Raw genomic sequence first — 21,209 nt, forward strand, 5'->3', positions numbered from 1 at the left:
TCATGTTTGGCTTGGCCGGGACATCATCGTTCAAGATAGGCGCTGTTGCAGCAATTCGGGAGAGGTCGCCTCACGGCAACTTGTCATACCCCTCTGCCAGCCCGTTCAAGCTGAGCGGAAAGCCGATGCCCTCTTCGGGGGTCTCGAAGATGATGAACGTCGCGGTCTTGGCGCCCCTGAGCTGGCCGAGCAGCTTGTCGTCCATCACAACTTCGGCGACGCAGCCGTTGGGCAGGCAGCGGACGAAACCGGCGCGGCCGACGTCCTGGTTGTCGAGCTTCAACCCGAGCCCGGAGGGAAGCAGGACGCCGAGCGGCGCGACCACGCGCATCAGGCGGCTTTTCTGGTCGGCGGTCTTCAGCACGATCACGGTGAGGCCGGCATTGGAACGGTCCTCGGCGACCACGCTCTGAATCAGCGCGCATTGCTCGCTCTGGGCGCCCGGCGGGGTGTCGCAGCGGATCTGCCAATCGCCATGGACCGAGCGGACCGCCCCCTGGGCGTGGGCCGCTTGCAGCAGGCCCAACATGAACACGAGCGCCAGCAGGCCGCCCAGCCAGTTGGCGGCACTCCAGCTACGTCCGCTGTGATGTTTCAAAGCGCCCATCCGGGTCGATCCTTTGATGGCCGGCCATGCCGGCTTGGTTTCCCCGGCCAAGGTCGGGTGCATTGCCCGGCTGCCGGCGGCACGCAAACGACTGATACCGCAATGACGGCGCCTTGAAGGCGATCCCCAAGCAAATCTCGCGCCGCGGTGGGGACGCTTCGCGCGAATCAGGTTCCTGCGGAGCGCCCAGCCTGTGGGTACATCCAGCAATCGCCCTGTCAAGCGGCGTTGCCCGCGGAAGTGGCGCTATCGCCTGATTTATCGAGAAAATGTCACATCACGGGAATAGCCGATCGCGCATGGCCTGGGGCCCTACTACTGCATTGCGAGCGCCTGCGAATTATGGTTTGAGAGGCTAGATTTCGACGCGTTCTAACGATCTGGCCCCTGTACTTTCCGAAAGTGCGTCCGGCAGGCCGTTTGTGAGGGCGGATCGTGCTGCATCCACGCCGTGTGGCGGGGGTGCTAAGGGGATAAATCATAGGGAGCGCGAGCGGCATGAGGATGTCGATGGGCCTGATGGGCCGGCGGTTGCTGGGGGGTGCGGTAGCGGGCATGGCGCTCGCGGCCGGCGGGACGGCATTCGCCGAATTGGGGCAGCCGGCGCCCTGGGAAGTCACCCTGCAGCAGGCGGCCTCCCCGGTGATGGAGAACATCGTCTGGTTTCATAACTTCCTGCTGGTGGTCATCACTGTGATCACGCTGTTCGTGCTGGCGCTGCTCGTCATGGTGGTGATGAAGTTCAACGCGCGCGCGAATCCGGTCCCCTCCAGGACCACCCACAACACGCTGATCGAGGTGGCCTGGACGCTGGTTCCGGTGCTGATCTTGGTCGGCATTGCGGTGCCGTCGTTCCGCCTCCTGTTCCTGCAGCTCGACGTGCCGAAGTCCGACCTGACCATCAAGGTCACCGGCAAGCAGTGGTATTGGTCCTACGCCTACCCGGATAACGGCAAGTTCGAGTTCGACTCGCTGCTTGCCCAGGACAAGCAGCCGCGGCTGCTCGGCGTCGACAATGAGATGGTGGTGCCGGTCAACAAGGTGATCCGGATCCAGACCACCGGCGCGGACGTTATCCACTCGTTTGCGGTGCCGGCCTTCGGCATCAAGATCGACTCGATCCCGGGCCGTCTCAACGAGACCTGGTTCAAGGCCACCAAGACCGGCATGTATTACGGCCAGTGCTCCGAGCTGTGCGGCAAGGATCATGCGTTCATGCCGATCGCGGTGCGGGTCGTGGAGGATCAGGAATTCGCGAGTTGGGTGGACGCCGCGAAGAAGAAATTTGCCAGCAGCCCGGCGAATTCATACGCCTCGATTGGTCAGGCGTCGCGGTAAGGCTGCAAGCCCGGGGGCGGGCGCGCATCGGAAGAATAAGGGCGATGGGACCGCAAAGGTCCAAAAGGGAATTGGCTTAAGGATCTAGGACATGGCAACAGGCGCAGCGACACACGATCACGCCCATGATGGTCACGGCCATCCGACCGGATGGCGCCGCTATCTCTACTCCACGAACCATAAGGACATCGGCACGATGTACCTTATCTTCGCGGTCATTGCGGGCATCATCGGGGCTGCGATGTCGATCGCGATCCGCGCCGAGCTGATGTATCCGGGCGTGCAGATCTTCCACGAGTCCCATACCTACAACGTGTTCGTGACCTCGCACGGCCTGATCATGATCTTCTTCATGGTCATGCCGGCGATGATCGGCGGGTTCGGCAACTGGTTCGTGCCGCTGATGATCGGCGCGCCCGACATGGCGTTCCCGCGCATGAACAACATCTCGTTCTGGCTGTTGCCGGCCTCTTTCGCGCTGCTCCTGATCTCGACCTTCGTCGAGGGCGAGCCGGGCGCCAACGGCGTCGGCGCCGGCTGGACCATGTACGCGCCGCTGTCGACCTCGGGCCATCCGGGGCCGGCGGTCGACTTTGCGATCCTGTCGCTGCACCTCGCCGGTGCCTCCTCGATCCTGGGCGCGATCAACTTCATCACCACGATCTTCAACATGCGCGCACCGGGCATGACGCTGCACAAGATGCCGCTGTTCGTGTGGTCGATCCTGGTGACGGTGTTCCTGCTCTTGCTGTCGCTGCCGGTGCTCGCCGGCGCCATCACCATGCTGCTCACCGACCGTAACTTCGGCACCGCCTTCTTCGCGCCCGATGCCGGCGGCGACCCGGTGCTGTTCCAGCACCTGTTCTGGTTCTTCGGCCATCCTGAAGTGTACATCCTGATCCTGCCGGCCTTCGGCATGATCAGCCAGATCGTCTCGACTTTCTCGCGCAAACCGGTGTTCGGCTATCTCGGCATGGCCTACGCGATGGTCGCGATCGGCGGCATCGGCTTCGTGGTGTGGGCGCACCACATGTACACGGTCGGCATGTCGTCTGCGACGCAGGCCTACTTCGTCGCCGCCACCATGGTGATCGCGGTCCCGACTGGCGTGAAGATCTTCTCCTGGATCGCCACGATGTGGGGCGGCTCGATCGAGTTCAAGGTGCCGATGATCTGGGCGATCGGCTTTATCTTCCTGTTCACGGTCGGCGGTGTCACCGGCGTCGTGCTGGCGAATGCCGGCGTCGACCGCGTGCTGCAGGACACCTACTACGTGGTGGCCCACTTCCACTACGTGCTGTCGCTGGGCGCCGTGTTCGGCATCTTCGCTGGCTGGTACTACTGGTTCCCGAAGATGTTCGGCTACATGTACAGCGAGACCATCGGCAAGCTGCACTTCTGGTTCACCTTCATCGGCGTGAACCTGGTGTTCTTCCCGCAGCACTTCCTCGGTCTGTCGGGCATGCCGCGCCGCTATGTCGACTATCCGGACGCGTTCGCCGGCTGGAACCTGGTCTCCTCGGTCGGCTCCTACATCTCCGGCTTCGGCGTGCTGATCTTCATCTACGGCGTGATCGACGCCTTCGTCCGCAAGGAGCAGGCGGCCGCCAACCCGTGGGGCGCCGGCGCCACCACGCTGGAATGGACGCTGTCCTCGCCGCCGCCCTTCCACCAGTTCGAAGTGCTGCCGCGCGTGCAGTAAAGGAAACAGTGATGCGCCCTTAGGGGCGCGTCACGCTCTCTGCTTGATTTTAGGGGAACGAGACCATCGTGTCGGTTGTCGATCACAATGCCATCGAGTTGCCGCGGATCTCCGAGGCCGAGGTCGGCGACTACATCGCGCTTCTGAAGCCGCGGGTGATGTCGCTCGTGATCTTCACCGCGCTGGTCGGCCTGATGATCGCGCCTGGTCACGTCCATCCGGTGCTGGCCTTCACCTCGATCCTCTGCATCGCGGTCGGCGCCGGCGCCTCCGGCGCGCTGAACATGGCCTATGAAGGCGATATCGACGCGTTGATGACGCGCACTGCCAACCGGCCGATCCCACGCGGCCGCATCACAAGTGGAGAAGCCACCGCCTTCGGCCTGACGCTGGCGTTCTTCTCGGTGATGACGCTCGGCATCCTCGTCAACTGGGTCGCGGGCGCGCTGCTGGCCTTCACGATCTTCTTCTATGTCGTGATCTACACGATCTGGCTGAAGCGCTGGACTGCGCAGAACATCGTGATCGGCGGCGCCGCTGGCGCGCTGCCGCCGGTGGTGGCCTGGGCGGCGGCAACCGGCTCGTTGTCGATCGAGCCCGTGCTGTTGTTCCTGATCATCTTCTTCTGGACCCCGCCGCATTTCTGGGCCCTGGCGCTGTTCCGCAGCGACGACTACGCCCGCGCCGGCGTGCCGATGCTGCCCGTGGTCGCCGGTCCCGACGCGACCCGGCTGCAGATCCTGCTTTACACGATCGTGCTTGTCGCGATCGCGGTGGCGCCGTGGCCGCTCGGCTATTTCGATGCGGTCTATGGCGTGGCCTCGCTCCTGCTCGGGTCGGGCATGCTGTGGCTCGCGGTCGAGGTCTATCGCCGCCGTGAGGGCAAGGAAGCCAATCGCGCCTGCCGCAAATTGTTTGCGTTCTCCATTTTCTATTTGTTCGCGCTGTTTGCGACCTTGCTGATCGAGGTTGCCTTCCGCACCGTTGCATCATGGGTCGGGTAGGGAGCGCATGAACACGCAATGGATGACAAACGCGAGCAAGAAGGAATTGTCCTTACCGAGGCGCAGCTCAGGAGCCGCCGCCAGCGCTCGATCGCCATTGCGCTCGCGCTCGGTGTCCTGGTCGTGCTGTTCTTCGCGGTCACCCTGGTCAAGGGCCCGGCCGTCCTGGTGCGGCCGATCTGAGATGTGATCGAGATGGCGCAAGAGACGACCACGCCCAAGCAGTCCGGCACGAGCCAAAAGGCGTCCCGCCGCACGCTGACGCGTGACGCGGTGGTTGCCTCGATCTGCGGCTTCGTCGTCGTGCTGATGGTCGGCGCGTCCTATGCGGCGGTGCCCTTTTACAACTGGTTCTGCCGCGCCACCGGCTTCAACGGCACCACCCAGGTTGCGACCTCTGCGCCGGCGGAGGGGCCGCTCGCTCGCAAAATCGAGGTTCGCTTCGATGCCAATGTCGCGCCGGGCCTGCCCTGGAAGTTCGAGCCTGAGCAGAACGAGATCGAAGTCAGGATCGGCGAGGTCGTCACCGTCTTCTACACGGTGACCAACCAGTCGGCGCGGGCGACGACGGCCCAGGCGGCTTACAATGTCGCGCCGCTGACGGTCGGGGCCTATTTCCAGAAGATCAACTGCTTCTGCTTCACCGAGCAGACCCTGGCGCCGGGCGAGAAGCGGGAGATGCCTGTCGTGTTCTATGTCGATCCGGCGCTGGTCGCCGACCGCGAGAACGACAGCCTGAAATCGATCACCCTGTCCTACACTTTCTATTCCGTGCGCGATCCGGTCCCGAAGCCAGTGGCCTCCGGCGAGCAGGACAAGCGCAAGGGCAATCTTTGAATTTCTGAGACGAATACGTGCCTGACGGCACGCGAACGGAGAGACTGCAATGGCTGAGGCGCACGTCAAGCATCACGATTACCATCTCGTCGATCCGAGCCCCTGGCCGGTGGTCGGCTCGATCTCGGCCTTCATCATGTGCTTCGGCGCCATCGGCTGGATGCATCACATGTTCACGGGCGCGCCGATCGTGTTCGGCATCGGCGTGATCGGCGTGCTCTACACCATGGCGAGCTGGTGGGGCGATGTGATCCGCGAGGCCCAGTACAAGGGCGACCACACCCGCGTGGTGCAGCTCCATCACCGCTACGGCATGATCCTGTTCATCGCCTCCGAGGTGATGTTCTTCGTCGCCTGGTTCTGGGCGTTCTTCAACGCCGCGCTGTTCCCGGCCGATCCGGTCCATGCCGCCCGCGACGCGATTTTCGGTTGCGGCGCCGGCACCGCCGCCGGCGCCTGCGCCGTGCCGGGCACCTGGCCGCCGCACGGCATCGAGACCTTCGATCCCTGGCACCTGCCGCTGCTCAACACGCTCTTGCTGCTCACCTCCGGCACCACGGTGACCTGGGCCCACCATGCGCTCTTGGAAAACGATCGCCAGGGCCTCAAATACGGCCTGATCCTCACCGTGCTGCTCGGCGCGGCCTTCACCTGCGTGCAGGCCTATGAGTACGCCCACGCGACGTTCTCGTTCGGCGGCAATGTCTACGGCTCCGTGTTCTTCATGGCGACCGGCTTCCATGGCGCCCACGTGATCATCGGCACCATCTTCCTCCTGGTCTGCCTATTCCGCGCCTATGCCGGCCACTTCACGCCGAAGCAGCACCTCGGCTTCGAGTTCGCCGCCTGGTACTGGCACTTCGTCGACGTGGTCTGGCTGTTCCTGTTCATCTGCATCTACGTGTGGGGCCGCGGCGCCGAAACCATGGCGCACGCCGCGCACTAACCCGCCGTGACGTGCTACAAGGGGCGGCCAGATGGCCGCCCTTTTGCTTTCGCGAGTAGAGATCGAACGACTTAATGCCAGCCGACACTCCCCCGACGGTCACCGAGAGCGCCCTCCGCGGCATCGCCTGCCGCTGTCCGCGCTGCGGCAAGGGCAAGCTCTATGCGGGCTTCCTCACGCTGGCTCCGCGCTGCGAGAGTTGCGGGCTGGATTATGCCTTCATCGATTCCGGCGATGGGCCGGCGATCTTCATCATCATGCTGGCCGGCGCGATCGTCGTTGCCTGTGCGCTGATTGTGGAGGTCAAGTACCAGCCGCCGTTCTGGGTGCATGCGGTGCTCTGGCTGCCGCTCATCGTCGTCGTCACGTTGCTGCCGCTGCGTTCGATGAAATCGCTTTTGATCGCACTCCAGTTCCACCACAAGGCGGCGGAGGGCCGGCTGATCAAGCGCGAGCAGAAATGACCGCAGCATCCACGCAACGGCGCGGCGCCGCTGGCTTCGGCATTTTCACGTTGATCCTGGTGGTGGTGTTCACGGGCCTCGGGATCTGGCAGTTGCAGCGCCGGGTCGAGAAGCATGCGCTGATCGCGGCCCTCAACGAGCGCCTGGCAGCGGCGCCCGAAGCGCTGCCGCAGCCTTCGCAATGGGCCGCGCTACGTCCGGTGAGCGACGAATTCCGCCGCGTCACTTTCACTGCGACCTATGCGAAGCTGCCGGATGCGATGGTATTCAGTTCTGGCTCCGCGGTCCGTGACGACATTTCCGGTCCCGGCACCTGGGCGTTTCTCCCGGCGCGCCTGCCTGACGGCGAGATCGTCGTGATCAATGCCGGCTTTGTGCAGAACACGATGCAGGATCGTGCGCAAGAGGATCGCGCGGTCGCGCCGCTGATCACGGGCGAACCGGTCAAGCTGAGCGGCTATCTCCGCTTTCCCGAGGGGGGCGGCTCGCTGACGCCGAAGGAAAATCCGGCAAAACGCCTGTGGTTCGTCCGCAATCATCTCGCGATGGCGAGCGCGCTCGGCTGGGGCGAGGGCGGCAAGGCTGTCGCGCCCTTCTACATCGATCTCGAGTCGCCCGTGCCCGACAGCGGCATTCCCAAGCCGGGACCGCTGAAGGTCAATCTCAAGGACGACCACATGCAATACGCCATCACCTGGTTCACGCTCGCCGTGGCGGTGTTGATCGTCTTCGCATTGTGGTTTCGCGGCCAACGTCGCGCGTAGATCATGCCGCGCCGAGCGCGGCGATCAGCCAAGCGCGCTGTCGCCGACCGGCAGGAGGCAGCGCACGATGGTCCGTCCGTCCTCGCGCACCAGCTCGAGCGTGCCGCTCAGGGCGCGGGCCCGTTCCTGCATCCCGGTCAGCCCGCGGCCGAAGACAGAGTCCTTGGAAAGGCCGATGCCGTCGTCCGATACCTCCACGATCAGCTCCGCCGCCTTCATCGAAGCCTCCACGGTGACCGAGCGGGCTCGGGCATGGCGCAGCACGTTGGTGATGCTCTCCTGGATCACGCGATAGACGGTCTGCGAGAGCAGACCCTCGATCGCATTCAGCCTGCCGTCGATATGCGAGACGAGCTTGAGCCCGGGCGCTTGCGCGCGCGCATATTGCAGTAAGGTCTCGATGCTTTTTTCCAGCCCCAAGTCCTGGATGTAGAGCGGCCGCAGCCGGTCGAGGATGCGGCGGTTGGCCTGCTGCAGCGCTTCGACCGATTGCAGGATGCCGTCGACGGAGGCCGCAAGTTGCAGGTTGCCATGCGGGAGAGCTTCGAGCAGCGCAACCGCTTTGGCGCGAATGCCGAACAACAGCGGTCCGAGCTCGTCGTGCAGTTCGCGCGCCATATCGCGCCGCTCGTCGTCCTGCAGCGAGACGATCCGGCGCAGCAAACCTCGATTGTCCTGGCTCAGTAAGCTCAGCGTGCGGGCAAGTTCGTTGGCTTCCTCGGCGCTTCGGCGGATCTCCGGCGGGCCCGACGGGGGGATGAGCTGCTTATAATCACCCCCGCGCATGCGGGTGAGGCCTTCGCCGAGATCCTGCAGGGGACGCAGCACGGCGCCGGAGGTGAAATAAGCGATAGCGCCGGTGAGCAGCGTCAGCGCAACCACGGAGAATGCGATCGCAACAAAGCCGATCCATTTCTCGAAAATATCGGCCGACAGGTCGGGCGAGAAAATGATCTCACCGACCTGCTTGCCTTCGATCCGGACGGGGAACGATGCGCCCACCTCCGGTATCGTGAGCAGGTCCACGAACCATCGCGGCACCCGTCCGATCGGGGTTTGCACCTCGACCCGCGGCGGCGGGTGGCTTGCACCGTCGGGTTGGAAGCGGATGGCTTCGGAGGTGCCGAGCGCCTGCGCAAAGGCATCCAGCGTCGCTTGCGGATTGGCCGAGGTCCGAAGCGCGCTGTTGAGCGCGTCGGCAACCATCCTGGCCGAACGTGCGGCCGGTGCGCTCTCGTCCGACAGTTGCTCCGGCACGAAAAGCTGCAGCGAAACCGCTCCGATCAGGAGCGCCGCCACGAACATGATACCGAGCGGAAGGAAGAACCGCGTTCGGAGCGAACATTTTTTCCACATTTGGATAATTCTAATTCGCTCCGGTGGTTTTTTCTTTTCACCGGTTCCCGGGGACCTATGTTCTGGATACAGAATGCAAGTGATGCAAGATACGCCGAAACCGGCCACAAGAATATTGATTGTCGATGACCACCCGGTAGTCTTGTCCGGGTGCCGGTCGCTGTTCGCTTCCGACAGCTCGGTGAAGATCGAGGAAGCCACCGACGCCAAGTCGGGACACCGCGCCTATGTCAGCAAGAAGCCTGATGTTACCGTCATCGACATCAACCTCCCGGATGTTTCCGGGTTCGAGTTGATGCGCCGGATCCGCAAGGAGGATCCAGAGGCCAGGATCATCATGTTCAGCATGAACGACGATCCGGCCTTCGTCGTCCGCGCGGTGGAAGCAGGCGCCCAGGGCTATGTTTCAAAGACCGACGATCCCAGGGTGTTCGTGAAAGCCGTCCGCAAGGTCGCGGCAGGGGACAATTACATATCGCCGCACCTTGCCGAAGCCGTGACCTTTTCGGGCGCCGCCATCAAGGCCAATCCGGCCTCGCTGATGTCGCCGCGCGAACTGGAAATCCTGCGGCTGCTTGGCCGGGGCGACAAGATCGGCGAGGTCGCCGCGGCGCTCAACATCTCCTACAAGACCGTCGCCAACACCACTTCGCTTCTGAAGCAGAAGCTGGGCGCCAAGAGCCATTCCGACCTGATCCGTATCGCCGTCGAAATGGCGTTGGGCTGATCCTCACCGCCTGCGGAACTGGTCGCGCCCGAAGGCGCGACCGTTCCCATCGCTTGCATTCGCTTCTGCCGGGGCAATTCGGGAACAGCAGGGCGATACAGGCGATTCCTAGAGCTTCTGATCCAATGTGCCGGAGCGTCGGCCGCGCCGCTGATCCCTGCTGCGCTGGCCTCAATGGCGGACATAAACGGGAAGAAACGGCAATGGTTCCGACGCGCCAGAGATCGGCGAGCGATCGAGTCTTGCCGGTCGTGCACCACGGGACTGTAGAAAGGTGCGAGAAAGAAAGAACCGCACCGCGCCAGCGATGGACTAGCGCATCCCAGCGCGCTTGACGGCGCACCTCCGTCTAGCCTGCCGTGCTTTGCGGCAGCGCCGCACAAGAAGCGCTTTCCCCTTGGCACGAAAACCCTTTATGGTGGCGCTTCGGGTCCGCGCAGCGAGAACTCGATAAATTCCATGATATCAAGGGCTTAAGGTAAAGGCTTGAGCCTTTGGAGGGCGGTTTGACGCGGTATGTTTCGACCCGGGGAGAGGCCCCGGTTCTTGGTTTCTGTGATGTGATGCTGACCGGGCTTGCCCGCGACGGCGGCCTGTACGTGCCCGAAAGCTGGCCGGTCCTGTCGCGCGAAACCATCGCCGGCTTCTTCGGACGGCCCTATTGGGAAGTCGCGGTCGACGTCATCAGGCCGTTCGCGGGCGGCGAGATTTCCGATCCCGATCTCGGTCGCATGGCGAACGAAGCCTACGCGACGTTCCGCCATCCCGCCGTCGTGCCGCTCGACCAGATCGGCCCGAATCAATTCCTGCTGGAGCTGTTCCACGGCCCGACGCTGGCGTTCAAGGACGTCGCGATGCAGTTGATCTCGCGGCTGATGGATCACGTGCTGGCGAAACGTTCACAGCGCACCACGATCGTGGTCGCGACATCAGGCGATACCGGCGGCGCCGCGGTCGAGGCCTTTGCCAATCTCGAAAATGTCGACCTCGTCGTGTTGTTCCCGCAAGGGCGCATCTCCGAGGTGCAGCGGCGGATGATGACGACGACCGGCGCCGCCAACATCCATGCGCTGGCGATCGAAGGCACCTTCGACGATTGCCAGGCGATCGTGAAGGGGCTGTTCAACCATCACGACTTCCGCGATGCGGTGTCGCTGTCGGGCGTGAACTCGATCAACTGGGCGCGGGTCGTGGCGCAGGTGGTTTACTATTTCACCTCGGCGGTCGCGCTCGGCGCGCCGGAGCGGACGGTGGACTTCACCGTGCCGACCGGGAATTTCGGCGACATCTTTGCGGGCTATGTCGCCAAGCGCATGGGCTTGCCGATCCGATCCTTGCGGATCGCGGCCAACGTCAACGACATCCTGCCGCGCACGCTGAAGACGGGCATCTACGAGGTCCGCGAGGTTCACGCCACGACCTCGCCGTCGATGGACATCCAGGTGTCCTCGAATTTCGAGCGGCTGTTGTTCGAGGCAAGCCGGCGCGACGCTGACAGTGTGCGGCGGCTGATGGATTCGCTGAAGCAGTCCGGCCGCTTCGTGTTGCCGGCTGCGATGTTAGCTGCGATCCGCGAGGAGTTCGACGCAGGCAAGGCGGACGAGACCGAGACTGCGGCCGCGATCCGTGCCGCCTGGCGCGAGGCCGGGGATCTGGTCGATCCCCACACCGCGGTGGCGCTGGCGGTTGCCGACCGCGATAGCGCCGATTCGAGGATTCCAAATATCGTGCTGTCGACCGCGCATGCGGCCAAGTTCCCCGATGCGGTCGAGGCCGCCTGCGGGGTGCGACCGCAATTGCCGGCCTGGCTCGACGGATTGATGACCAAACCCGAACACCTCAAGGTGATGAAAAGCGATCAGGCGGAAGTCGAAAAGTTCGTATTGTCGGTGAGCCGCGCCGCCAAGCAGGGAGTAACCGGATGAGCGTTGAGATCACCAAGCTGCCGTCCGGATTGACCGTGGTCACCGACACCATGCCGCATCTGGAGACGGCCGCGCTCGGCGTGTGGGCCGGCGTCGGCGGACGCGACGAGAAGCCGAACGAGCACGGGATCTCCCATTTGCTCGAACACATGGCGTTCAAGGGCACGACGCGCCGCTCCTCCCGCGAGATCGTCGAGGAGATCGAGGCCGTGGGCGGCGATCTCAACGCCGGCACCTCGACCGAGACGACGGCCTATTACGCGCGCGTGATGAAGGCGGACGTGCCGCTGGCGCTCGACGTGCTCGCCGACATCCTCGCCAATCCCTCTTTCGTGCCGGATGAGCTTGAGCGCGAGAAGAGCGTCATCGTGCAGGAGATCGGTGCGGCGCAGGATACGCCCGACGACGTCGTGTTCGAGCACCTGAACGAGCTCTGCTACCCCGACCAGCCGATGGGCCGCTCCCTGCTCGGCACCGCCAAGACGCTGAAGGGGTTCGACCGCGACATGCTGCGCAGCTACCTCGCAACGCATTACCGCGGGCCCGATATGGTGATCTCCGCTGCCGGCGCGGTGGACCACAAGCGGATCGTCGAAGAGGCAACGCAGAAGTTCGCAAATTTCGACGCGGCGCCCGCGCCGAAGCCGCAGGCGGCGATGTTCGGCAAGGGCGGTTCCCGCGTCGTGCACCGCGACCTCGAACAGGCGCATCTGACGCTGGCGCTGGAAGGCGTGCCGCAGACCGACCTGTCGCTGTTCTCGCTGCAGGTGTTCACCAACACGCTCGGCGGCGGGATGTCGTCGCGGCTGTTCCAGGAGGTGCGGGAGAAGCGAGGACTGTGCTACTCGATCTACACCTTCCATGCCCCCTATAGCGACACCGGCTTCTTCGGCCTCTACACCGGCACCGACCCGTCGGATGCGCCGGAAATGATGGAGGTGATCGTGGACGTGATGAACGAGGCCGTGGAGACTCTGACCGAGGCCGAGATCGCGCGCGCCAAGGCGCAGATGAAGGCGGGGCTGCTGATGGCGCTGGAGAGCTGTTCCTCCCGCGCCGAGCAACTGGCACGCCATGTGCTAGCCTATGGCAGGCCGCTGACGGTGGACGAACTGGTCAGCCGGATCGATTCGGTGAGTGTCGAATCGACCCGCAATGCCGCCCGTGCGCTGCTCGCGCGCAGCCGGCCGGCGGTGGTGGCGCTCGGCAGCGGTAGAGGTCTGGACACCGCGGTGGCTTTTGCGGAAGGATTAACCCAGTCGAAGGCGAAGACGCTCCTGCACTAGGGCATGATCCGGAAAAGTGGTCTCCGGTTTTCCGAAGAGATCATGCCCAAACGGAAGGGCATGATCCGGAAAAGTGGAGACCGGTTTTCCGAAAAGATCATGCCCTAAAAGATAGACCGGCAGCCCGCTAGCGGGCAGGGGAGTTCAAGGGCATGGCCCTGTTTCGTTTGCCATCCAGCGGACCGGCTGCACTGATGCCGCGCGGTCATGGCCTGCTGCTACGCGCGCCGCAAATGGCTGACTTTCCGCAATGGGCGCAGCTACGCGAATCGAGCCGCGCCTATCTCACGCCTTGGGAGCCGATCTGGCCGTCCGATGATTTGACCCGTTCCGGCTTCCGCCGCCGCCTGCGCCGCTACGCCGAGGATATCGCCGCCGACCGCTCCTATCCCTTCATCATCTTCCGCGAAGTGGACGGCGTGATGGTCGGCGGCATCACGCTCGCCAATGTCCGCCGCGGCATCGTGCAGGCCGGCACCATCGGCTATTGGGTCGGCGAGCCCTATGCGCATCGCGGCTACATGACCACGGCGCTGCGGGTGCTGTTGCCTTCGCTGTTCGGCGAGCTCAATCTGCACCGGATCGAGGCCGCCTGCATCCCCTCCAACGCGCCCTCGATCCGCGTGCTGGAGAAATGCGGCTTCACCCGCGAGGGCCTGGCGCGGCGCTATCTCTGCATCAACGGCATCTGGCAGGATCACCTGCTGTTTGGCCTCTTGCATGAGGATTTCCGGGGCTAGCCCTCGGGTTCCTGGCGCCTCGGTCGCGCCTTTGTTAGCGCCTTGGGTTCGCCGCCATTGCGCTGCTATAACGCCGCGGGAAATGGGATGGCAGGGATTCTCATGGCAAGACATCGTGTGATCAGGGCCGCGATCGCCTCTGTGGTGGCGACTGCGCTTGGTTGCGGCACCCTGGCCGCGCCGGCGGCGGCACAGTCATTGACCGATCGCTTCAAGAGCCTGTTCGGCGGCGGCAAGTCCGAGGAGCAGCCGGCTGAGAAGCCGCCGGCGCCCGCCGGGAGCCAGAGCAACGAATCGGACGTCCTCTGTCCGCCGGTGGCGATCCGTTCCGGTGCCTCGACTTACGCGGTGGGGGCGCCCGGCAAGGAACCGGTCGGCAGCGACCTCAGGTTCCAGGCGACGATCACCCGCACCGCCCGCGAATGCGCGCTCAATGGCGGCGACATCACGGCGCGGATCGGCATCCAGGGCCGGATCATCGTCGGTCCTGCCGGCGCCCCGCCGACCGTTCAGGTGCCGCTGCGCGTCGCCGTGGTGCAGGGCGGCGTCTCGGAAAAGACGATCGCGACCAAGGCCTATCAGACCACAGTGACGATGGGCGAAAGCGGCAGCGAGCCCTTTACGCTGGTGGCTGAGGATCTGACCTTTCCGGCGCCGTCAGCCGACGTTGCCGAGAACTACATCTTCTACATCGGCTTCGACCCGCAGGCCCTGAAGCCCGAGCCAAAGCCGAAGGCGGCGCGGAAGAAGTAGCGGAAGGTTGCGCGGCCGGCACGCGGAGCCCGTATACCCCGCGAAGGCGGCGTATCCAGTACACGACAGCGTTCGTAGCTTGGTCGAGACGCCGCGGAGTACTGGATCGCCCGCCGGAGCCTGTCATCGGGCGGCCCTTCGGCCGACCCGGTGGCGGGCGATGACGAGAGCGCGGCACAACAAACGAGCAAGACAACAAAAAAAGCCGGCGCGATCATCTCGCGCCGGCTTTTTGATTGGCGTTGAAGCCGCTCAGTTCAGCTTGGAACGAACCTCGGCGATCCCCTTGGCGAGGAGGTCGTCGGCAATGGGGCCCTTGACCGACTGCGACAGGATGGTGGACGCCGCCGTCACCGCGGCATCCGCCGCAGCAGCACGGACATCCGCCAGAGCCTGGGCTTCGGCGAGCGCGATCTTGTTCTCGGCGGTCTTGGTCCGCCGCGCGACAAAATCTTCCATCTTCGTCTTGGTTTCAGCCGCGATGCGTTCGGCGTCCGCCTTGGCGCTCGCGACGATTTCCTCCGCCTCGCGCTCGGCAGTCGTGCGCTTGGCCTTGTATTCGGCGAGCAGCTTTGCGGCCTCTTCCTTCAGACGGCGAGCGTCATCGAGTTCGGCCTTGATGCGTTCGCTGCGGTTGTCCAGCGCCTTCAGCACCGTGCGATGGATGCCAAGATAGGCAAACACCACCATCAGGATGACGAAGGCGATCGCAACCCAGGTTTCCGGCTCGGTCAACATCAGGCTTGTCCCTTCAGCGAGGCGTCGACAGCGCTGTTCACCGCAGCGCCATCCGGCGCCGCGCCGGTCAGCCGCTGCACGATCGCGGTCGCCGCATCCGCCGCAATGCCGCGGACATTGCTCATCGCCGTCGCCCGTGTCGCCGCGATGGTTTTCTCGGCGTCGTGGAGCTTGGCCGTAAGCTTGTCCTCCAGCACCTTGCGTTCGGCTTCGGAGGCCGCGTTCAGCTTCTCGCGGGTCTCGTTGCTGATGGCCTGAGCGCGGGAGCGCGCGGCCGCCAGGTCGTTCTCATAGGCCTTCAGCGCAGCGGCGGACTCATCCTTGAGCTTCTGCGCGTCCGCCAAATCGCCCTCGATCATGTTCTGGCGCGCTTCGATCACGCCGCCGACACGCGGCAGAGCGAAACGCGACACGATAATGTAGAGCGCGACAAAGGCGATCGCCAGCGACACCAGTTGCGAGGCGAAGGTGGACGAATCGAACGGAGGGAAACCTCCGCCGTGGCCGCCATCGGCTTCGGTGTGGGCGCCGGCCTTCTGGCCTGATTTTTCGCCATGACTCTCAGCCATGGAGTTCTCCTGTAGCTGTCACGGACGCCGCCCGCAGGCGGCGCAAGAGTGTACCGCTCAGAGCGGAACGAACAGCAAGAGCAGCGCGATCAGCAGCGAGAAGATGCCGAGCGCTTCGGTCACGGCGAAGCCGAAGATCAGGTTGCCGAACTGGCCCTGGGCGGCGGACGGATTGCGCACCGCGGCGGCAAGGTAGTTGCCGAAGATGACGCCCACGCCGACGCCCGCACCGCCCATGCCGATGCACGCGATGCCCGCGCCGATAAGTTTAGCTGCTGCCGGTTCCATAGTTTGCTCCTTGGAGAGAAAGACAGATGTGGGTGGAAATTCCCCGGACCGCTCAGTGTCCCGGATGAATGGCGTCGTTGAGGTAGATGCAGGTCAGGATCGCAAACACATAGGCTTGCAGGAAAGCGACCAGCAATTCGAGGGCGGTCAATGCGACCGTGAGGGCGAGCGGCATCACGCCGCCGAGCCAACCGACGGCGCCGAGCGAGACGCCGAGCATCGCGACGAAACCCGCGAACACCTTCAGCGCGATATGGCCGGCCAGCATGTTGGCGAACAGACGCACGCTGTGCGAGACCGGCCGCAGGAAGAACGACAGGATCTCGATGAACATGACCAGCGGCAGGATGTAGATCGGCACGCCGGACGGCACGAAAATCTTGAAGAACTTCAGCCCGTTCTTGTAGACGCCGTAGATCAGGACGGTGAAGAACACCAGCAGCGCGAGCGCGGCGGTGACGATCAGGTGGCTCGAAATCGTGAACGTGTAGGGGATGATGCCCACGAGGTTCGAGACGCAGATGAACATGAACAACGAGAAGATCAGCGGGAAGAACTTCATGCCTTCCGCGCCGGCGGTGCTGCGGATGGTGCTGGCGACGAACTCGTAAGAGATTTCGGCGACCGACTGCAGGCGCCCCGGAACCAGTTGCCGGCCGCTCGCCAGCATCAGCACCGAGATCAACGCCACCGCCACGAACATGTAGAGCGTCGAATTGGTGAAGGCGATCGTGTGATTGCCGATATGGCCGATCGTGAAGAGGGGCTCGATATTGAACTGGTGGATCGGATCGATTTTCATCCGCGCGGCTCTTGGTCCCCCGGCTTATCCGCCGGCAATCGAATTACAGATGTCGTGACTTCCGCCAGAACTCAGCGCTTGCCTGAGGCCACGCCTGCAGACCTCACCACGTTGACCACGCCGGCCGTGAAGCCGAGCAGCAGGAACACGATGAGACCGAACGGCGATGTCGACAGTAGACGGTCGAATCCCCAGCCAATCGCCGCCCCGACGACAACGCCCGCGACCAATTCCGAGGAAAGGCGGAAGCCGAGCGCCATCGCCGAAGCTCTGGCGGCACCGTCTCCGCTTTCAGTTCCGGATTGATCAGTCCTGATTTTGCGGCTGTCGCGAATTTCGGACAACCGATGATCCAGACTTCCGAGCCTTGCGGAAAGCGCAGCTTCGTCGGACGACGACTGGTCGCGATTTCCACTTGCGTTGTCGTTTTTGTTTTCCGCCATGCGGCAGACACTAAACGATGCTGCGGTTGATGGAAATTGCGCCGCCACCCTCAAAAGCCGCGCGGACCATACTTACCGTGTCCGATCAAGTCAAGATTGCGTAACAACCAGTTAGCGCATTGATTCGATTGCACTTCTTTGGAGATATTCCAGATGTCTGCGACCTGTCATCGCAACGCAACAGCCGACATTCAGGCCGCGGCGGTCTTGCACCGGTCGGGACGCTCTGTTGGGATGGGCGCATCGTCGCACCAATCCCGCTCGGAGCCGCCATGTCGCGCCAGGTCGACTACTACTTCTCGTTTCAATCTCCCTGGGCCTATATCGGCGACCGGCCGTTCCGCGATCTCGTCACTGGCTTTGATCTCAAGGTGAACTACAAGCCGGTGGTGCTGGTCGACCTGTTCTCGGAGACCGGCGGCTTGCCGCTGCTCAAGCGCCATCCGGTGCGGCAACGTTATCGGATAGTGGAATTGCAGCGCTGGCGGGACCGGCGCGGATTGCAGTTTCATCTGAGGCCCGCGCACTGGCCGTTCAATGCCCGCCTTGCCGACGGCGCGGTTATCGCTGCGATTGAGCTGGGGCTCGATCCCGATGCTTTCCTGAAGCGCGGTTTTGTCGCGGTCTGGGAGGATCAGCTCGATCTCGCCGATCCCGCGACGGTGGCGCGGCTCGCCGACGAAGCGGGCCTGCCCGGCAGCAAGCTGGTGGAACGTTCCACCTCGGAGGCGATCAGCGCCACCTATGAGCAGAACCGTCAGGATGCGATAACGGCCGATGTATTCGGCTCGCCCGCCTATGTGCTCGATGGCGAGGTGTTTTGGGGGCAGGACCGGTTGGATTTGCTCGCCGATGCATTGAAGTCGGGCAGGCCGCCCTATACGTCGGATATATAGGGGCGCGGCATTCTTTTCTGAGTCGGGAGCACGCCGATGCGCCACGCGACGTCTTCATCAAGAGTCCCCGCCGTCCTCGCGGTCGTAGTGTTGAGCCTGAGCGGCGCAGCCTTTGCTCAATCCCGGCCGGATACCGAGAACGGCCGCTACGCGTTGTCGACCACCGCCGATGGCGTGCTGCGGCTCGACACGCGGAATGGCACGGTCTCAACCTGCAACAATAATTCGGGTACGGGCTGGGCCTGCTATGCCGTGCCCGACGAGCGCGCCGCGATGGACGCGGAAATCGGCCGGCTGCAGGCCGAGAACGAGACGCTCAAGGCCGAGCTCGCGCAGCGCGATCAGGCCGCCACCGGCAAGACCGACGAGGCGCTGCCGAAATCGGATTCGCTGAAGAAAAGCGAACCGAAGGTCACCGAGGGCGGGCGCAGGATCGAAATCCCGTTGCCGAGCGATCAGGATATGGATCGCGTGATGTCCTTCCTCGAACGCGCCTGGCGCCGCCTGGTCGAGATGGCCAACCGTGTGCAGCGCGACACGTCGGGCAAGATTTAGTTCCTTTGTAGGATGGGTAGAGCGAAGCGAAACCCATCATCGCTCCACAATGACCAAGGTTGATGGGTTTCGCTTCGCTCTACCCATCCTACGTACTCCTACGACGGCTTTGTTCATGACCTCTCTCTCGCGCAGCGCTCCATCAACCGTCAGTGCCACCACCGTCGTGTCATCGCTACTGACCGTACACACGTCGGGCGTCGGCTTCACCGACCTCACCTCGGAAGTCGCAAAATTCCTGCGCGAGGCGCGCGGGGCGGAGGGGCAAGTGACGCTGTTCATCCGCCACACCTCGGCATCGCTCACCATCCAGGAGAATGCCGATCCGACCGTGCTCGAGGATCTCCTCACCGTGCTGCGCCGCCTGGCGCCGGAGAATGGCGGATGGCGCCATGACACCGAAGGTCCCGACGACATGCCGGCGCATATCAAGACCATGCTGACGTCGACCTCACTCCAGATTCCGGTGCTGGATGGCGAACTCGCGCTCGGCACCTGGCAGGCGATCTACCTGATCGAGCATCGCGCCAGACCGCACCGGCGCGAGGTCGTGCTGCAGTTCATCGGCAGCATCAAGTAGAGGCGACGCGGTCTGGCTGGTTCACCTCTCCCGCTTGCGGGAGAGGTCGGCGCGTCAGCGCCGGGTGAGGGTTCTCTCCCCACCGGCAGTCCCAATGCGGAGGCACCCCCACCCCAGCCCTCCCCCGCAAGCGGGAGAGGGAGCGCAGCATCGATCGGGGATGCAATTCGATCCAAACAAAATCGGCCGCGGATCGCTCCGCGGCCGATCGAGCAGGCGCTGGAAAGTGCGCTTCGTCTCAGGTCTTGCTGATATCGACGTCCTTGGTCTCCGGCAGGAACAGGAAGCCGACCACCGCGGTGATCGCCGCGAAGATGATCGGATACCAGAGGCCGGCATAGATGTCGCCGGTGGAGGCCACGATCGCGAACGCGGTTGCGGGCAGCAGGCCGCCGAACCAACCGTTGCCGATGTGATAGGGCAGCGACATCGAGGTGTAGCGGATGCGCGTCGGGAACAGTTCGACCAGCATGGCGGCGATCGGGCCGTAGACCATGGTGACGAAGATCACCAGGATGAACAACAACCCGATCACGGCCGCGACCTGCGGACGGAAGATGTCGAACGGATTCGACATCTTCACGATGCCGGCGTCACCCGTCTTCGGATAGCCCGCCGCCTGGATCGCCGCCAGCACCGCCGGATTGGAAGTCTTGGCGTCGGCATAAGGCACTTCCTTGCCATTGACCACGACCTTGACGCCGGAGCCGGCCGGGCCTGGTGTCGTCGCGTACTTCACCGACGACTGCGCGAGGTAGGCACGGGCAGTGTCGCACGGCGCGGTGAAGACGCGGGTGCCGACTGGGTTGAACAGGTCGCCGCAGCCCGCGGGATCGGCCACCACTTCGACCTTGGTGGATTCGATCGCCTTCTCCAGCGCCGGGTTGGCGTTGGTGGTGATCATCTTGAAGATCGGGATGAAAGTCAGCGCTGCGATCGCGCAGCCGGCGAGGATGATCGGCTTGCGGCCGATCCTGTCGGACAGCCAGCCGAACACAATGAAGAAGCCGGTGCCGAGCAGGAGCGACCAGGCGATCAGAAGGTTCGAGGTGTAGCCGTCGACCTTCAGGATCGATTGCAGGAAGAACAGTGCGTAGAACTGGCCGGTGTACCAGACGACGCCCTGTCCCATCACGGCGCCGAACAAGGCGAGCAGCACGATCTTGGCATTGGACCAGTTGGCGAAGGCTTCCGTCAGCGGCGCCTTGGAGCTCTTGCCCTCGTCCTTCATGCGCTGGAACACCGGCGATTCGTTCAACCGCAGCCGGATCCAGACGGAGATGCCGAGCAGCAACACCGACACCAGGAACGGAATGCGCCAGCCCCATTCCGCAAAGGCCTGTTCGCCGGTCATTGTGCGCGTGAACAGGATCACCAGGAGCGACAGGAACAGGCCGAGCGTGGCGGTGGTCTGGATGAAGGAGGTGTAGTAGCCGCGCTTGCCCTGCGGGGAGTGCTCGGCGACATAGGTTGCTGCACCGCCATATTCGCCGCCGAGCGCAAGGCCCTGCAGCAGGCGCAACGCGATCAGGATGATCGGTGCGGCGATGCCGATGGTGGCGGCGTTGGGCAACAGGCCGACGATGAACGTCGACAGGCCCATGATCAGGATGGTCACTAGGAATGTGTATTTGCGGCCGACGATGTCACCGACGCGGCCGAACACGATGGCGCCGAACGGACGCACCAGGAAGCCGGCGGCGAAGGCAAGCAGGGCGAAGATGTCGCGGGTCGCCGGCGGATAGGCGGAGAAGAACTGCGCGCCGATGATGCTGGCCAGCGATCCGTAAAGGTAGAAATCGTACCACTCGAACACAGTGCCGAGCGAGGACGCAAGGATGACGAAACGTTCATCCTTCGTCATCCCGGCGCGGCGCGCCGAACTTGCA

The 21,209-nt window shown here is 63.8% G+C and carries 24 protein-coding genes; 16 read left to right on the forward strand and 8 right to left on the reverse strand.

The genetic code is table 11. The features are described from left to right. Window positions 1-70: 70 nt before the first annotated feature. Window positions 71-607 carry an invasion associated locus B family protein gene (locus AC5ZG5_RS00830; RefSeq protein ID WP_028167940.1) on the reverse strand — a complete coding sequence of 179 codons (537 nt, stop codon included), beginning with the start codon at window positions 605-607 and terminating at the stop codon, window positions 71-73. A gap of 498 nt (window positions 608-1,105) precedes the next feature. Between AC5ZG5_RS00830 and coxB the strand changes: the two genes are divergently transcribed. From coxB to AC5ZG5_RS00870, 8 genes are all read left to right on the forward strand, one after another. Further along, the gene (gene coxB / locus AC5ZG5_RS00835) at window positions 1,106-1,945 is read left to right on the forward strand and encodes a cytochrome c oxidase subunit II (protein ID WP_130227287.1); all 840 of its coding nucleotides are present in this window, start codon (window positions 1,106-1,108) and stop codon (window positions 1,943-1,945) included. A 91-nt stretch (window positions 1,946-2,036) separates the two neighbouring features. Continuing rightward, window positions 2,037-3,647: a cytochrome c oxidase subunit I gene (gene ctaD, locus AC5ZG5_RS00840; RefSeq protein WP_456640731.1), complete on the forward strand. Its 1,611-nt coding sequence runs from the start codon at window positions 2,037-2,039 to the stop codon at window positions 3,645-3,647. 68 nt (window positions 3,648-3,715) lie between these two features. Continuing rightward, window positions 3,716-4,651, forward strand: coding sequence for a heme o synthase (locus tag AC5ZG5_RS00845; protein WP_456640732.1), 936 nt, complete (start codon window positions 3,716-3,718; stop codon window positions 4,649-4,651). Between the two features lie 18 nt (window positions 4,652-4,669). After that, entirely contained in the window at window positions 4,670-4,834 is a 165-nt protein-coding gene (locus tag AC5ZG5_RS00850) for a cytochrome c oxidase system small membrane protein (protein WP_028167936.1), read from the forward strand. Between the two features lie 12 nt (window positions 4,835-4,846). Continuing rightward, a complete protein-coding gene (locus AC5ZG5_RS00855; RefSeq protein ID WP_456640733.1) occupies window positions 4,847-5,488 on the forward strand; it encodes a cytochrome c oxidase assembly protein in 642 nt (213 codons plus the stop codon). Window positions 5,489-5,537: 49 nt separating this feature from the next. Continuing rightward, window positions 5,538-6,434 (forward strand): cytochrome c oxidase subunit 3, encoded by an 897-nt coding sequence (locus AC5ZG5_RS00860; protein WP_028167934.1) that lies wholly within the window; start codon window positions 5,538-5,540, stop codon window positions 6,432-6,434. Window positions 6,435-6,508: 74 nt separating this feature from the next. After that, window positions 6,509-6,898 carry a DUF983 domain-containing protein gene (locus AC5ZG5_RS00865; protein WP_130227290.1) on the forward strand — a complete coding sequence of 130 codons (390 nt, stop codon included), beginning with the start codon at window positions 6,509-6,511 and terminating at the stop codon, window positions 6,896-6,898. Then, entirely contained in the window at window positions 6,895-7,662 is a 768-nt protein-coding gene (locus AC5ZG5_RS00870) for an SURF1 family protein (protein WP_456640734.1), read from the forward strand. The genes AC5ZG5_RS00865 and AC5ZG5_RS00870 overlap by 4 nt, the downstream gene beginning before the upstream one ends. 24 nt (window positions 7,663-7,686) lie before the next feature. Here the strand turns inward: AC5ZG5_RS00870 and AC5ZG5_RS00875 are convergent, their stop codons facing one another. Continuing rightward, complete coding sequence (locus AC5ZG5_RS00875; RefSeq protein WP_456640735.1) at window positions 7,687-9,018, reverse strand: histidine kinase; 1,332 nt, start codon at window positions 9,016-9,018, stop codon at window positions 7,687-7,689. An 82-nt stretch (window positions 9,019-9,100) separates the two neighbouring features. Here AC5ZG5_RS00875 and AC5ZG5_RS00880 point away from each other — a divergent pair, with 82 nt between their 5' ends. The 5 genes from AC5ZG5_RS00880 to AC5ZG5_RS00900 all read left to right on the forward strand — a co-directional run bounded on the left by AC5ZG5_RS00880 (window position 9,101) and on the right by AC5ZG5_RS00900 (window position 14,449). After that, window positions 9,101-9,745, forward strand: a complete 645-nt coding sequence (locus tag AC5ZG5_RS00880; protein WP_028167930.1) for a response regulator transcription factor — start codon at window positions 9,101-9,103, stop codon at window positions 9,743-9,745. A gap of 506 nt (window positions 9,746-10,251) precedes the next feature. Further along, window positions 10,252-11,670 (forward strand): threonine synthase, encoded by a 1,419-nt coding sequence (gene thrC / locus AC5ZG5_RS00885; protein WP_165435315.1) that lies wholly within the window; start codon window positions 10,252-10,254, stop codon window positions 11,668-11,670. Further along, a complete protein-coding gene (locus AC5ZG5_RS00890; RefSeq protein ID WP_456640736.1) occupies window positions 11,667-12,956 on the forward strand; it encodes a M16 family metallopeptidase in 1,290 nt (429 codons plus the stop codon). The genes thrC and AC5ZG5_RS00890 overlap by 4 nt, the downstream gene beginning before the upstream one ends. Before the next feature lie 152 nt (window positions 12,957-13,108). Beyond that, the gene (locus AC5ZG5_RS00895; protein WP_028167927.1) at window positions 13,109-13,696 is read left to right on the forward strand and encodes a GNAT family N-acetyltransferase; all 588 of its coding nucleotides are present in this window, start codon (window positions 13,109-13,111) and stop codon (window positions 13,694-13,696) included. An 87-nt stretch (window positions 13,697-13,783) separates the two neighbouring features. Next, the gene (locus AC5ZG5_RS00900; protein ID WP_130227296.1) at window positions 13,784-14,449 is read left to right on the forward strand and encodes a hypothetical protein; all 666 of its coding nucleotides are present in this window, start codon (window positions 13,784-13,786) and stop codon (window positions 14,447-14,449) included. Between the two features lie 252 nt (window positions 14,450-14,701). Here the strand turns inward: AC5ZG5_RS00900 and AC5ZG5_RS00905 are convergent, their stop codons facing one another. The 5 genes from AC5ZG5_RS00905 to AC5ZG5_RS00925 all read right to left on the reverse strand — a co-directional run bounded on the left by AC5ZG5_RS00905 (window position 14,702) and on the right by AC5ZG5_RS00925 (window position 17,289). After that, entirely contained in the window at window positions 14,702-15,187 is a 486-nt protein-coding gene (locus AC5ZG5_RS00905; RefSeq protein WP_028164391.1) for a F0F1 ATP synthase subunit B family protein, read from the reverse strand. Beyond that, window positions 15,187-15,756, reverse strand: a complete 570-nt coding sequence (locus tag AC5ZG5_RS00910) for a F0F1 ATP synthase subunit B family protein (protein ID WP_130227298.1) — start codon at window positions 15,754-15,756, stop codon at window positions 15,187-15,189. The genes AC5ZG5_RS00905 and AC5ZG5_RS00910 overlap by 1 nt, the downstream gene beginning before the upstream one ends. Window positions 15,757-15,813: 57 nt before the next feature. Then, window positions 15,814-16,044, reverse strand: coding sequence for a F0F1 ATP synthase subunit C (locus tag AC5ZG5_RS00915; RefSeq protein WP_027537362.1), 231 nt, complete (start codon window positions 16,042-16,044; stop codon window positions 15,814-15,816). 52 nt (window positions 16,045-16,096) lie between these two features. Then, window positions 16,097-16,846 carry a F0F1 ATP synthase subunit A gene (locus tag AC5ZG5_RS00920; RefSeq protein ID WP_028164393.1) on the reverse strand — a complete coding sequence of 250 codons (750 nt, stop codon included), beginning with the start codon at window positions 16,844-16,846 and terminating at the stop codon, window positions 16,097-16,099. 71 nt (window positions 16,847-16,917) lie between these two features. Further along, window positions 16,918-17,289 carry an AtpZ/AtpI family protein gene (locus AC5ZG5_RS00925; protein ID WP_027581444.1) on the reverse strand — a complete coding sequence of 124 codons (372 nt, stop codon included), beginning with the start codon at window positions 17,287-17,289 and terminating at the stop codon, window positions 16,918-16,920. Between the two features lie 272 nt (window positions 17,290-17,561). Between AC5ZG5_RS00925 and AC5ZG5_RS00930 the strand changes: the two genes are divergently transcribed. From AC5ZG5_RS00930 to AC5ZG5_RS00940, 3 genes are all read left to right on the forward strand, one after another. Continuing rightward, on the forward strand, window positions 17,562-18,185 hold the full coding sequence (locus AC5ZG5_RS00930; RefSeq protein ID WP_456640737.1) for a 2-hydroxychromene-2-carboxylate isomerase: 624 nt from the start codon (window positions 17,562-17,564) through the stop codon (window positions 18,183-18,185). 36 nt (window positions 18,186-18,221) lie between these two features. After that, complete coding sequence (locus tag AC5ZG5_RS00935) at window positions 18,222-18,740, forward strand: hypothetical protein (protein WP_456640738.1); 519 nt, start codon at window positions 18,222-18,224, stop codon at window positions 18,738-18,740. A gap of 115 nt (window positions 18,741-18,855) precedes the next feature. Next, on the forward strand, window positions 18,856-19,320 hold the full coding sequence (locus AC5ZG5_RS00940; protein ID WP_456640739.1) for a secondary thiamine-phosphate synthase enzyme YjbQ: 465 nt from the start codon (window positions 18,856-18,858) through the stop codon (window positions 19,318-19,320). Window positions 19,321-19,558: 238 nt separating this feature from the next. On the opposite strand, the gene AC5ZG5_RS00945 is transcribed toward AC5ZG5_RS00940, so the two are convergent. Beyond that, complete coding sequence (locus AC5ZG5_RS00945; protein WP_456641008.1) at window positions 19,559-21,184, reverse strand: MFS transporter; 1,626 nt, start codon at window positions 21,182-21,184, stop codon at window positions 19,559-19,561. Window positions 21,185-21,209 lie beyond the last annotated feature (25 nt).

It is taken from the genome of Bradyrhizobium sp. Ses1, from assembly GCF_059512365.1.